The organism is Burkholderia seminalis (assembly GCF_001718535.1).
GTDB classification, from domain to species: domain Bacteria; phylum Pseudomonadota; class Gammaproteobacteria; order Burkholderiales; family Burkholderiaceae; genus Burkholderia; species Burkholderia seminalis.
In genome coordinates this window covers 71,456-85,119 of record NZ_CP013400.1, presented here as the reverse complement: position 1 = coordinate 85,119, position 13,664 = coordinate 71,456, and the positions used below count along the sequence as shown (strand labels likewise).

Here is a 13,664-nt window from a genome sequence, read left to right as displayed (position 1 = left end):
CCGGCACATCAAGGCGTCCAGCGGTACACGGTGATGCTGTTCCCCTTCACGTTGTTCTTCATCACCACGTACTCGCCGTTCGATCGACGGTACGCGCGGAGGCTGTACATCGCGTCGATCGCGCTGCTCGTATCGACCGTCGCGGGGCTCGCATTGACCAGCGTGGTGTCGAGATTGCCGGTGGCGAGGTTGAACGCGTCGACGTTCGGCCACAGCGGTCCGCTGCTGCTGAACCAGTAGCCGACGAACAGATGATTGCCGACCGCGTCGATCGATTTGGCGCCGCTGTGCGGCAGCGTGATCACCGGATCGGGCTTCGTCGTGTTGCCCGCGCTCCAGCCGTGGTACACCTCGATGCGCGTGCCGATCGACGTCCAGTCGTTGCTGCCGGGCGCACCCTGCGCGAGCACCATCGTGTCGCTGTCCGCGAGATAGACGATGCGCGTCAGCGGCAGGATGCTGGCCGGAATGCGCGTCGCGACACCAGGCCCCCACGACGGCTTGCCGTTCGCGTCGAAGCCGGTCAGCGGGTAATGCGTGATCGCGCCGGTCTTGTCGAGGCCCGCCCACACGCCGCCCTTGCTGTCGATGCTGAAGCCGCTCGTCACGCGCTGCGTCGTGTTGAATGCGGGGCCCGGAATCGAGCCGTCCGGAATCGCGACATAGCCGTTCGCCGCGTTGAAATGGTAGAAGTAGAAGACCGGCGGATTCTGGCCGGCCGCGACGAGAATCCGGTTCGTGCCCACCGACGTGAGCAGACCGAAGTGTTCGTCGCGCTGCGTGTCGCTCATGTTGATGCGCGGGTCCGCCGGGTACGCGAACGGATCGACGGTGTTCGCGACGAACTTGCCGCCCGCGGTGCCGCTGTACACGTGCGTGCCGCCATAGAACAGCGCGCCGTCCGTGACGGGATCCGGCGCGGCGATGCCTTCGAAATTCAACGACTGCAGCGTATAACGCAGGCTCCCCGTACCGCTGTACACATGAATGTCGGTCGCGCCGTTGCGGCCGAGATCCCAGCTGCCGCCCCACGGATTGTTGAGCACGTACAGGTTGCCGCCGGTGTCCTTGCCGATCCCGACGATGCGCGTGAAGCGCTGCGCGCCGACCTGCCCCTTGATGCCCGTCGTCGTGTCGAGATAGCCGCCGCGCACGCCGAACGTGCCGGCCAGCGCCGGTCGGCCCGCCACCGTATAGCGCTTGATGTTCTGGTCGGGGCCTTCGTCGCCCGCCAGCAGCTGGCCGGCCGCCGCATCGAAATACAGCGCCGACGGCCGCGACCCGGCCGGCATCCGGATCGTGTTCAGCAACGCGCCCGCCGGGCTGAAGCCGACGATCGAGCCCGCGCTCTTCTGGGCGACCCACACGTTGCCCGTACCGTCCACCGCGAGCGCGCCCGGCGCCGACACGTCGATGTCCCGTTGCCACACGCCGTCGGTGGTGAATACGCGCACGCGATTGCCGTAGAAGTCGCTGGCGTAGAGCAGCGAACCGGCCGTCGCGAGCCCGGTGACGACGTCGATGCGCGGCTGGTTGGTCGCCGCGCTGATCTGGATCACGCGGTCGCGATATTTCGTCGCGCGGTTGTAGCGCCCCACCGCGCCGCTGCCGTACGTCTTGCCGGGCTGCAGCGCGACGAAGAGCGACGTCGCGTTGCCGGTGATCGCGCTGCCCTGGAATTCCGAATGCGTGCCGATCGAGCCGATGCTCTTGCCGTTCTGGTAGATCGCCACACCGCCTTCATCCTCGTCCCACATCGACGCGGTATAGATCACGCCTTCGGGCGCGACCCACATCGCGCGCGCGACGTTGCCGACGTGCGCCGCGAGCGTACCGTAGGTGTTCGCCAGCCAGTCGGTGGTATTACCCGCGTGCGCGGCCGGCGCAATCGCGGCGATCGCCGCGACAACAAGCGCAGCCTGGATTCGTTTGCTGGCGACCATGACGGTTGCTCTCCTGAATGATGCAGACATTCACCTGAGGGACCGGCCGGCCAGATGGCTTGAAATCCGCAATGCGTAAATTCTTCCCGTGAATCATCCGGCGCAATCGGTATTACGTACGGCATGCGTTCGATAATGAGCAGGGCGAGAATAGCGTTATATAAATCGAAAAAAATTGCGGTCCGCTCGTGCTTGCGGCAAGCACGAGTGCGCGACAGTGAATGTTCACTTACGCACCGGCACGGGAATGGGGAGAATCGGGCGTTCGCCTGCGGGAATATCGCCGCTCGTCCAGCGGCGACCGCTTGAAACGGCAAACGCTTTTAGCGGAGAATCGAAAAAGGCCGCCGAATGCGGCGCAAAATCACTGCACAAAACAAATCGCCGGCCAGAATCCGTCGCGAATCCTGGCCGGCGATTGTCATCGACTGCGGATCAGGCAACGCGTCGCCGCGCTGCCATGCATCATGCCGATGTCTCCCGCACCTTTACCTCGGTTACCGTGCCGGCGTCCGAATCATTGTCGTCGCGCGGTTCGCCGAGTTGCCCTTCCCACTTCGCGACCACCGCGGCCGCGATCGAGTTGCCGACCGCGTTGGTGGCCGAGCGCCCCATGTCGAGGAACATGTCGACGCCCATGATCAGCAGCAACCCGGCTTCGGGCAGGTTGAACTGGTTGAGCGTCGCCGCGATCACGACCAGCGACGCGCGCGGCACGCCGGCCATCCCCTTCGACGTCACCATCAGCATCAGCAGCATCGTGATCTGCGTGCCCAGCGGCAGATGAATGCCGTACACCTGGGCGATGAACAGCACCGCGAACGTGCAGTACATCATCGAGCCGTCGAGGTTGAACGAATACCCGATCGGCAGCACGAAGCTCGAGATCTTGCGGTTCACGCCGAAGCGGTCGAGCGCGTCCAGCAGCTTCGGATACGCGGCCTCGGAACTCGCCGTCGCGAACGACAGCAGGAACGGCTCGCGAATCAGCCGGATCAGCGTGAACGCACGCTTGCCGAGGAACGTCACGCCGGCGAGCGTCAGCACGCCCCACAGCAGCGCGAGCGCCAGATAGAAGCTCGCCATGAACTTCGCGAACGTCAGCAGGATGCCGAGCCCTTCGGTCGTGATCGTCGACGCGAGCGCCGCGAACACCGCGACCGGCGCAAACCACATCACCGCGCCCGTCACCTTCAGCATCACCTGCGCGAGATCCTCGATCACGCCGGTCAGGCGCTTGCCCGCGTCGCCGAGCGCCGACAGCGCGGTGCCAAAGAAGATCGAGAACACGACGATCTGCAGGATTTCGTTGTTCGCCATCGCCTCGGCGATCGACTTCGGCACCAGGTGGACCACGAAGTCCTTCAGCGTGAAGGCGCCCGTCTTCAGGTTGAGGGCCGCATCGGAAGGCGGCAGCGGCAGGCTCAGGTGGCTGCCCGGCTGCAGGATCGTCGCGGTCAGCAGGCCGAGCAGCAGCGACGTGAACGACGCGATGAAGAACCAGCCGAACGCCTTGACGCCCACACGGCCCACCGCGCTGCCGTCGCCCATCTGCGCAATGCCGACGGTCAGCGTCGCGAAGACCAGCGGTGCGATGATCATCTTGATCAAGCGCAGGAATACATCAGACAGCAACGACACGTAACCGGCGACTTCCTTCGCCATCTTCGGGTCGGGAAACGCGCTGTGGCATGCATAACCCACGGCGATACCAAGCATCATCGCAATGACGATGTACTTGGTAATGTTGTGCTTCTTCTTCATTAGTAATCCAAATCACAAAACGTATGTTGCTAACGGCTGGCAAATCATTCGCGTCCGGCTGCGAATCGGAACCTGTGCCGCCACGCGGGCGACCAGTCCGCCCTGGCGGTCGCCAGGGCGGACAAGGGGGGGCATTCTAACGCAAATGGCGCACCGGCTTTCAAATCTGAAAGCGGCGCCGGTTGATCTGTGTCCGGATGTCGCCGGCAAAACAGGTTTTGTCGCGATCCAGCACACCCCTGGCGAGGGCCGGCCGGCGTGGAACAGCCCGGCCGGTCGGCGAGAAATCGGTCGGCGCCGCCGTGGCAAACGGGTTGCGCGCACGCACGCGTCAGCGCCACGCTCCGCGCAGGCGGCCGAGACGGTCAAGCGATCGCGACACATTCTCACAAAGATGCGCAGACCTCGACACTACGATACGTAAACGATATGTAATATTTGGAAATGATTCGCGTTGGCGCCATGCCCGGGCGTCGATCCGCGATCGCGAGCCGCAAACGCGGCACCGTGTTCGAGTCATTGCTCCCGACGGGTTGAGCCATTCATTTCATCAGTAGTCCTTTTAATGGACGATCGAGGAAAAGCGGCATCGTGATGAACATTCTGTACACCAACTTCCACGGCGACTACGGCGGCGGCCAGGATACCTACGTACGCGATCTCGCCGCCGCGATGAGCCGGCATCACCGCGTGACCGTCGCGTCGCCGGCGGGAAGCCGCCTGTCGCGTCTGTTGAAGGACAGCCCCGACGTGGCCATCTTCGACATGGAATTCAAGCCGCGCTGGAACCGGCTGTGCCAGGAAATCGTCCGGCTGCGCCGGCGCATCGTCGCCGAGCGCTTCGACGTCATCCACGTGAACGGGTCCGCCGACCACCGGCAGGTCATGCTCGCGCTGCTCGGGTGCCGCTACCGGCCCGCGGTCGTGCTCACCAAGCACAACACCTATCGGGCCGACAGTTTCGGCAACCTGCTGCGCGCACGGCTCGCCACCGACCACACCATCGCGGTCAGCGACTATGTCGCGAGCATGCTCGCGCTGCGTTCGCCGTATGGAAACGTCACGGTCGTGAAGCACGGCGTGCGCCGCCCGGCCGCCGAACGGCTGGCCGGCGACGAAATCCGCCGCCGCAAGATCGCGCTGTTCGGGCCGTCCGGCGCGGACGCAATCGTGCTGGGCAGCAGCGCCGGCACCGCGCCGGAGAAAGGCTGGATGGACCTGATCGCGGCGCTGGGCCGGCTGCCCGAAAGCGAGCGCGAGCGGTTTCGCGTGCTGCTGGTCGGCGCGGAGCCGTCCGGCGAGCAGCGCGAACAGATCGCGCGGCACGGCATGGCGTCGCGCACCGCGTTCACAGGTCGCCTCGACGACGTACGGGCGCCGTTCGCGATCGTCGACGTGTCGTTCGTGCTGTCGTACCACGAGAGCCTGTCGTACGCGTGCCGCGAAGCGATGTCGCTCGGCTGCCCCGCGATCGTCACACGCGTGGGCGGGCTGCCCGAGAACGTCGAGCCGGGCATCGACGGCTGGGTCGTCCCGCCGCGCGAGCCCGAAGCGATCGAGGCCATCCTGCGCGCGATCGTGCGCGAACCCGGCTGCGTCCGTTCGATGGGGCGCAGCGCGCGGCTGAAAGGCAAGCGCGAGTTCTCGTTCGACACCTTCGTCGACGCGACGCTGTCCGTCTATCAGAAATCGATTCGACACAACCCCTACCGCTGGGCGACATCCATGAGGTCCGCTTGATGGCAATGAATATCTGGAAGAAGTACTGGGATTTGCGGACGCAGGAATGTCCGTGCGACGTGCACTTCGTCGAATGGCTGGAATCCGTGCGTCTCAGGGGCGTGCGCATCTATCACTTCGGCACCGGCGGCCATCACCATGTCGGCATGGAATGCGCGCGGCCGCACCTGAACAACACCGTTTTCGGCGTGACGGCATCGCCGAAGGAATACAAGTCGTACGTCGAGCTCGTCACGCGGCAACCGGAGATCAGCAAGACCTACCTCGCGTATTTCGGCGACATCTATACGAGCAATTCGGGCCTGCTGCCGGCATTCGACGTCGTCACGCTGTTCCATCTGTGCGAATTCCGCGACGAGTCGAACAGCCGTTATGGCGCGAAAACGGACGAAGAGGTGCTCGACCTGTTCGCACGCCATACCGCGCCCAATGGTCACCTGTTGTTCTACAAGGGCTCGTCGGCATACCGCAAGGCCGAGCCGATCATCGCGCAGTGGGCGGCAAACGCCGATTTCGTCGAGATCGGCGACTTCAAGACCCTGCGGATCTTCCGCAAGGCCGCATAACGCCGCGTTTTTCCCGGGCTGCCGATGTTTCTTTCCGCCACGCGCCATCCGATCCTGATGTATCACCAGATACGCCCGTTGCCGCCGCCGGCCGACCGGCTACGCGGCCTGAGCGTCGCACCGGACGCGTTCCGCCGCCAGATGACGCTGTTCAAGCGGCTCGGCTACCGTGGGCTGAGCGTGCGTGAACTGCGGCCGTATCTGCGCGGCGAGCGCAGCGGCAAGGTCTTCGGCATTTCGTTCGACGACGGTTTTCGCAACGTACTGACCCATGCGATGCCGGTGCTCGACGCGCTCGGGTTCACCGCGACCTGCTATTTCGTCGCCGGCCGCTTCGGCGGCCAGAACGACTGGGATGCGGCTGACGACACCGCGCGCTCACCGCTGATGACATGCGAGGACATGCTCATGTGGCGCGACCATGGCCATGAAGTCGGCTCGCATACGCTCGATCACGTCGCGCTGTCGCAGGTGCCCGGGTTCGAGTCGGATCATCAGGTAAGCGAGTCGAAGCGGCGCCTCGAGGCATTGAGCGGCCAGCGCGTCGAATCGTTCTGCTACCCGTACGGCGACCTGGATGCGCGGGTACGCGACCAGGTCGCGGACGCCGGATACGACAATGCGACGACGACCCGGCGCGGATGTGCCGGCGCGGCCGACGATCCGTTCCTGCTGCCGCGGATTCCGGTCGCGGGCGGTGTCGGGGCCGCCCGGCTGTGGCTCAAGTGCGTGAAGGCGCGGGTCATCGCACGCGGGTAGCACGGCGCCGTCGCCGGCACCCGCATCGATACACGAGCCGCTCACCACGACGGCGATCGGCCCGCCCATCCAACGCGTTCTTCACATGGACGGGCCTGCCGACGGGTCAAACCGGCGAGCGAAACACACGCGTCGCGGAGGGTGCACGCACATGCTGCTTCAGGTACGCAAGCGCAGCGTCGATCGACAGCACGTGCTGCTCCCCGTTCCTCATCCGCAGCGACACCTCGCCGGCCAGCGCTTCCTTCCGCCCGGCCACCGCGACGATCGGCGCGGCGAGTTCCCGCGCGTCGAAGATCTTGCGCGGCAAGCGCTCGGCACGGAAATCCCGCAGCACCCGGCAGCCGATGTCCTCGAACGCGAACGCCGTGTTGTCCGCAAATGCGCGTTCGTCCTGCCCGATGTTCGCGACGACGATCTGGTCGGGGGCCAGCCACGTCGGCAACCATCCCTCGTAATGCTCGAGCAGGATGCCGATGAACCGCTCGAGGCTGCCGAGCACCGCGTGATGCAGCATGACGGGCGTCGCGCGCACGCCGTCCTCCGCGACATAGGTGGCGCCAAGCCGCTCCGGCAACACGAAGTCGAGCTGGATCGTCCCGCACTGCCACTTCCGCCCCTGACGGTCGAGCAGATGAAACTCGAGTTTGGGGCCGTAGAACGCGCCTTCCCCGGGCAGCATCGCGAAATCCAGGCCGGCCGCTCGGGCGGCGGACGCCAGCATCGCTTCCGCCCGATCCCAGACCGCATCGTCGCCCGCGCGAACCGCCGGCCTCGTCGACAGCGCGACGTCGAACCCGTCGAACCCGAAGTCCGCGTAGATCGTCTTCAGCAGCACGCAGAATCGCGCGACTTCGACCTCGACCTGATCGGGCAGGCACAGCACATGCGCATCGTCCTGCGTGAAGGCGCGGGCGCGCATCAGCCCGTGCAGCGCGCCCGACGGCTCGGCGCGGTGCACCGCGCCGAATTCCGCGTAGCGGACCGGCAGGTCGCGATACGAACGAACGCCCTTCCTGAAGAGCTGCACATGGCACGGGCAGCTCATCGGCTTGAGGCAGTATGGGTGGCTGTCGCTCTCGAGCGAGAACATGTTCTTCCCGAACTTCTCCCAGTGGCCGCTCTGCTCCCACAGGCCGCGCGACACGATCTGCGGTGTCCTGACTTCGGCGAAGCCGGCTTGCCGCATCCTGGCGCGGATGTATTCCTCGACGGTCCGGTAAAGGACCATGCCGCGCGGATGCCAGAAGATGGCGCCCGGACTTTCATCCTGCTGGTGAAACAGATCGAGTCTGCTGCCAAGCACTCGATGATCGAAATCGTCCATCACGTTCTCCGTTGACTGGGGTGCCGGTCGAACGGAGCATGAAAAAAGCCCCGTCCGTTGCCGGCGGGGCTCCTGGGGATGATGTGACGCATGAATCTACGACGTGCAACCTCCCCCCGGCCCGCCGTTGGCGGTCGTGGTGGTGGTCGTGGTGGTCGTGACGAAACGTGCGTTCATGGGATGAATCTAGTCAACCTCGTGCGGCCTGTCAATCATGCGTTCGAATCGCGATGCGGTGCGCGCGCCGCCCGCCGGTTCGGTATCGCGACAGCAAATCCTCACGCGCGTATGTTTGCCGCCTCACGACGACATGGCGGGCGGTAACCCCGATCGAGTGCCGGTTGCGTCTAATCCCCACCTCACTCGCAACGCAACGCCTCCCATGGATCTCCACCATTTCATGGCGGCGCTGCGCGGCCGCCTGGCATACCGGCATACACGCGCCCGGCCGTACCCACACCATCGCGCGATCCACGGTCGACTTGATGCCGGCGCTCAATGCCCCCGTCGAAACCGCACGCTTCGCCGCGAAGAAGCCGCTTTGCTCACGCGGCGTGCAGCGCGCGCAGCGCTTCGAACGTCACGATACGGCCGGCCAGCGCGCTCGCGGCAACCGTGTACGGACTGGCCAGCCATACGTCCCCGGGGCCGGAGCGCCCCGGAAAATTGCGGTTGATCGCACTGATCGTCACATCGTCCTTGGTGGCCGATTGACCCGGCCCGCAGTTCGCGCACGCACCGCAGCCCGGCATCACGAGCGTCACGCCGGCCTGCTCGAACGTGGGAAGATAGCCGCGTTCCGCGCAGTATTCGCGCACGTGCATCGTGCCGAACTGCAGGAACAAGCGTGTCGTCGGTGCCACGCGCATGCCGCGATCGACGCCCCACCGCAGCACTTCGTGATAAAAGTCGAAGTCCGCCTGCTTGCCGGCCGTGCACGATCCGCCGTAAGCCACGTCGATCGCGACGTTATCGGCCAGCCCGCTCACCGCGACACCGTTGCTCGGGTCGCCCGGCCGCGCCAGCATCGGCTCGATCTCGCGCGCATCGATGTGGATCACGTCGCGGTAGACGGCATCGGGGTCGCTTCTCATCCACGGCTCGAGCACGAAGTCCACGCCGCGACGTTCTTTCAGGAACGCAACGGTCCGTGCATCGGGTTCGACGATCCCCGTGAACCCGCCCAGTTCGGCGACCATGTTCGTCAGCGTCGCGCGCTCGTCGACCGGCAACGCGCGCACGGCTGAACCGCCGTATTCAAATACCAGGCCAATCGCGCCGCCGGAGCGGATCTCGTCCATCTGCAGCAGATAGAGCACGATGTCTTTCGCCGTCACGCCGGGACGCAGCGCGCCGTCAACCTCGATCCGCAACGTTTCCGGAATCCGGCAGCGAACATAACCCGTGACCCAACTGTTGGCGATCTCGGTGGCGCCGGCGCCGAATGCCAGGCTACCCAACGCACCGGCGTGCGGCGTATGCGAATCGGTGCCCGCGACGATCTGCCCCGGCAACGCGTACTGCTCCGCCATCATCGAATGGCAAATGCCTTCCGAGCCGGGCGCGTCCGGCAACGCACCGTGTGCGCGCACCGGGTAATCGCGTGCGAATTCGCTGTGCCCGGCGACGAGATTCGCGATCCCGGGCAGCAGCCCGTCTCTCACGTGCGGAATGCTCTGCCGCGCAAGTGCGAGATGATCGTGGAACGCGATGATGCGGTCCGGATCGTGCAGTTGCGCCGGTTTGCCGAACGCTCGGTGCATCAGATACGCACACATGCCGGTGAAGTAGTCGTGGCTGAAGCGCCAGTCCGCGGCGACGAAAACGCCGTCTCCTCGCGATGCCCCCTGCATTTCCGGATGAAGGTGGCGTGCGAGAATCTTCTCGACGAGCGTACGCGGCCCGTGCGCCGCGCCCGCGCCCCCGTCGGCCGGCACGGTGCGCTCGTCCGCGTTCGGCCATCGGACGGTCTTGCTGTAGGCGAGCAGCCCGCCGCTGCGGATAATCCGTTGCGTGAGCGCATCCCGGCCCTGCAGGAACACGTCGATCGGGATCGCTTCACCCGCGAGCAGGCGGTCCAGCACGGAGAAATCGGTCGTGGTGAGGATGCCGATGTTGTCGCAGTTCTGCTGGTAGATCCGCTCGAAGCTTTCCGCGACGATCAGGCGGATGCCGGCCGACAGTTCGGCCAGCGGTGCCGATTCGCGCGACGAGCCCTTGCCGTATCGCTTGCCGGCCACGGTCACCTGGAAGCCGCCGTCACGCACCGCGTGATTCCCGATCGGTAAGCGGCCGCCCGCCTTGAAGCCGACGTACGGAAACTCGCCGAGCCGCTCGTCGTAGGTCAGCATGACGGTGACCGGCGTGATCTCGTCGGTCGACACGTCATCGCGCAACGCACCGGCCTCCTGCCGCGTCAGCGCGCGCCCCGCGAACTGCGCATCGATCGTGTCCGGATCGCGAGTCAGGTACAACACCTTCCCCGTCAGTCGAAACGTATCTTCCATAAGTGCTCCTCGGTTGCATTCGGTCATCGGTGGCGCCGGACGGTCCACGCTGTCGGCGGCGGTCGCTTACGGGTCGGCGTGGGGCAGGCGTACGGCAAGCCATGCCTGCACCATCGCGGCGATCCGGTCGGAATTGCGGTCCAGCATCAGCATGTGGGAGTTGCCATGGATACCGTGCGCGGGCAGCGACAGCGTTTCCAATCGCCCGCCCTGCTCCGCCAGCGCCCGCTCGTAGCGCAACGACACGCGGGTCAAACCACGCCAGAACGCCGATCCGTCCAGGTTGTCACCCCATACGAACAATTGCGGGATCGCGGCGATTGCGTGCAGGTCGGCCTGTTTCGTGTCGGGCATACCGGTCGGCTCGAGCGCGACGATGGCGCGGATCTTGTCGGGTGCGTGCAATGCGGCCACGAACGCAAAATTCGCGGCCTGGCTGTGCGCGATGACGACGCACGGGCATACGCGCTGCACGAGCGCGTCGTAGGCGGCCTGGATCAATGCGTCGTTGGTGGCCCAGCGCGGGACGAACTGCTTGCTGAACGCATCGAAAGCGTCGACCGGAAACTGCGACTCCGGGTAGGCCGCGCGCGACGCCGGCGTATCCGAATAGGACGGCCCGATCCTGAAGAGCAGCCATGCTTCCCGCTTCGACCGGAAGAACGGCTCGTCCGGATAGAGATCCGGGTAACGCGCCCACGACGCCCGCCCGCGCTCCACGGCATCGCTGACATACACGTCGTAGCCCGCGCGCAGGAAGGCCATCTGCCAGCCGTCGCGCCCGTCCGGCGTCGTCTCCCAGTTCACGCCGGTCAGGCCGCCGCCGTGCCACAACAACACGGGCAACGCCTTGCGCGGATGGGCGAGCTTCACGTACTGCACATACATCTGGCCGACTTCGAACGTGCCGTTCGGGTCGACGACGGTCGGCGGCGCCCCGGGCGAGAATACGATGCTGCGCGACGGCAGGCCGGACAGCTCTGCCGCATGTCCGCCGATATGGAAACTGCCGATCGACGCGACCTCCAGCGTGCGCGCATCGCTGCGATACGTCGCCGTCGAATCGGCCGGCGTGTCGGCACAGCCCGTCAGCGTCAGACAGCCGGTCGCCGCGATCGACATCGCACCAAGCCACCGCATGCACGCGGCAAGCGCCGTTCGCATGCGGTGCGCCCGCCGGTCGATATCGCCCCTGACGGGCACGCGCGCATGACTCACGGTGTGGCCTCGCCGGTGTCGACCGCCCGGTTCGCATGAAACAGCGCGCCCAGCGCAAGCAGGTACAGGCCGCTCAACCACAGCATCAGTGCCTGAAAGCCGGCATCGGCGAGCAGATAGGCACCGATCGCGAGCAATATCCCGTTGGCCACCCCGAAGTTGCGTTCCATGCGCGCAAACATCGCGACCCGCGCAAGCGGGTCGAGCGCCGACAGGTCGAGATTCGCCATCGTCGCCGGCCGCACGCCGCCCGAGCCGAGACCGAGCAGGCTGATGCCGACCAGCCCCGACACGAAATAGTCGATGCCGTGGTAGGCCAGCACGTCGCTGCACCCGAGCACGAGCATGGAGCTGAACATGCAGGCGAGCGTCGCGATCATCAGCGCTTTCACGCCGAAGCGTGCAATGAATCCGTTCACGGCCAGTGAAGTCGCGAACGCAGACAGCGTAAACAGGCCGAGCACGGCGCCGAACAGAAGCGGATCGACATCGACCATGATGAAATAGAACGGCAGGAAACCGACGAACGGAGCGAGGGTGAACGCGCGCGACAACGAGTAAAAGCCCATCCAGAAACGCTGCCTCGGGTCGAGCACGGCCGCCTCGGTCGCCGCTTCCGTTGCCGGCCGCGGCTCGGCCCGCGGCTCGCGAATCATCAGCACCAGCAGCGTCGACGCGATGCTTGCCGCGAGTGACGCATAGAACGGCCAGAACGGCTGATAGTCGAACAGGATGCTGCCGGTCGATCCGGCCACCAGCGTCGCGATGAACATCTGGCTTTGCGAGCGCGTCTGCGTGCGCATGAACAGCGTCGCGTCGCCTGCCGCGCCCGCCAGCGTGCGCAGCAGGCTTGAATCCGTCGACAACGCGACGCTGAATCCGGTGCCGCCGACGATCTGCGCCAGCACCAGCAGGTTCATGTCGACATCCGCGAGCCGCGTGCCGGCGAGCAACAGCACGATTCCGCCTGCCTTCATGGTTTCGCCGGCCGCCACGACTTTTTTTTCCGACATCACGCCGAGCAGCTTTCCGCCGAGCCCCGACGTGACGGTCGTCACCAGCCCGTAAATGGCCAGCAGTGCAATCACGCGATACAACCCGAGTTCCACTAGGTAAAGGTGGAGGAACAGCACCGGCAAATGGAAGTACAACCGCGAGACGACCCGGTACAGCACGAACAACCGGATGTCGCGGAGGCCGGGCGGCGGAGTCGGGACCGGATCGCTCATCGTCGCGCGCAATCGCTAGGCGATCACGATGTCGCCCTGGCGCAGGACTTTCAGCGTACCGTCGAGCAGCGATACGATCGTGCTCGATTTCGTCGTCGTCGGCTTGCCGGGCGCCGGCGGGACAATGAAGTCGACCGCATCGGGAAAGGTCCGCGTGGCGAGATCGTAGTCGATCAGGCAATCGTGCTCGACGCCCGAGAGATTCGCGGAGGTCATCGCGAGCGGCCGTCCGAACGTTCCGATCAGTTCATTCAGCACCGGATTCCGGTTGCAGACGACCGAGATGGAATCCTCCTTCAGGTAGCGGTGATCCGGCGCGCGTGCCGACTTCGGCAACACGAAATTCAGCGGCCCCGGCCAGAACCGTTCCATCAGCGTGCGCACCGTATCGGCCTGCTCCGCTTCGAGACTCGCATATGCCCACAGCTCCTGCGGGTCGGACACGAAAAGCGTCAGCGGCTTCTTGACGTCGCGCTTCTTGATCTCGTACAGACGCGCGCAGGCGCGCTCGTTCCACGGATCCGCCGCGAACGCATAGTTCGTGTCGGTGGGCACCATCAATACGCCACCGTTTTTCAAGACCTGCGCGGCATGTGCGTTGGGTAACATGA

General features: G+C 65.4%; 10 protein-coding genes. 3 read left to right on the top strand and 7 right to left on the bottom strand.

Features of this window, described 5'->3' with window-relative positions; genetic code table 11:
• Positions 1-8: 8 nt before the first annotated feature.
• Together WJ12_RS21055 and WJ12_RS21050 are read right to left on the bottom strand one after the other, a co-directional pair.
• Positions 9-1,943, bottom strand: a complete 1,935-nt coding sequence (locus WJ12_RS21055; protein WP_059556375.1) for an SMP-30/gluconolactonase/LRE family protein — start codon at positions 1,941-1,943, stop codon at positions 9-11.
• Between the two features lie 465 nt (positions 1,944-2,408).
• The gene (locus tag WJ12_RS21050) at positions 2,409-3,707 is read right to left on the bottom strand and encodes a dicarboxylate/amino acid:cation symporter (protein WP_059556376.1); all 1,299 of its coding nucleotides are present in this window, start codon (positions 3,705-3,707) and stop codon (positions 2,409-2,411) included.
• A 594-nt stretch (positions 3,708-4,301) separates the two neighbouring features.
• Here WJ12_RS21050 and WJ12_RS21045 point away from each other — a divergent pair.
• Genes WJ12_RS21045 through WJ12_RS21035 form a run of 3 tightly spaced genes read left to right on the top strand, consistent with a single transcriptional unit; the run spans position 4,302 to position 6,772 of the window.
• Entirely contained in the window at positions 4,302-5,447 is a 1,146-nt protein-coding gene (locus WJ12_RS21045) for a glycosyltransferase (protein ID WP_034189722.1), read from the top strand.
• 5 nt (positions 5,448-5,452) lie between these two features.
• Complete coding sequence (locus WJ12_RS21040) at positions 5,453-6,013, top strand: hypothetical protein (RefSeq protein WP_049031011.1); 561 nt, start codon at positions 5,453-5,455, stop codon at positions 6,011-6,013.
• A 24-nt stretch (positions 6,014-6,037) separates the two neighbouring features.
• Positions 6,038-6,772, top strand: a complete 735-nt coding sequence (locus tag WJ12_RS21035; protein ID WP_059556377.1) for a polysaccharide deacetylase family protein — start codon at positions 6,038-6,040, stop codon at positions 6,770-6,772.
• A gap of 106 nt (positions 6,773-6,878) precedes the next feature.
• On the opposite strand, the gene thrS is transcribed toward WJ12_RS21035, so the two are convergent.
• From thrS to WJ12_RS21010, 5 genes are all read right to left on the bottom strand, one after another.
• Entirely contained in the window at positions 6,879-8,099 is a 1,221-nt protein-coding gene (gene thrS / locus WJ12_RS21030; RefSeq protein ID WP_051701025.1) for a threonine--tRNA ligase, read from the bottom strand.
• Between the two features lie 545 nt (positions 8,100-8,644).
• Complete coding sequence (locus WJ12_RS21025; RefSeq protein ID WP_059556378.1) at positions 8,645-10,606, bottom strand: aconitase family protein; 1,962 nt, start codon at positions 10,604-10,606, stop codon at positions 8,645-8,647.
• 66 nt (positions 10,607-10,672) lie between these two features.
• Positions 10,673-11,770: an alpha/beta hydrolase gene (locus tag WJ12_RS21020; RefSeq protein ID WP_226103855.1), complete on the bottom strand. Its 1,098-nt coding sequence runs from the start codon at positions 11,768-11,770 to the stop codon at positions 10,673-10,675.
• 50 nt (positions 11,771-11,820) lie between these two features.
• Positions 11,821-13,053 (bottom strand): MFS transporter, encoded by a 1,233-nt coding sequence (locus WJ12_RS21015; protein ID WP_034189790.1) that lies wholly within the window; start codon positions 13,051-13,053, stop codon positions 11,821-11,823.
• A gap of 15 nt (positions 13,054-13,068) precedes the next feature.
• Positions 13,069-13,662: an L-threonylcarbamoyladenylate synthase gene (locus tag WJ12_RS21010; RefSeq protein ID WP_034189725.1), complete on the bottom strand. Its 594-nt coding sequence runs from the start codon at positions 13,660-13,662 to the stop codon at positions 13,069-13,071.
• Positions 13,663-13,664 lie beyond the last annotated feature (2 nt).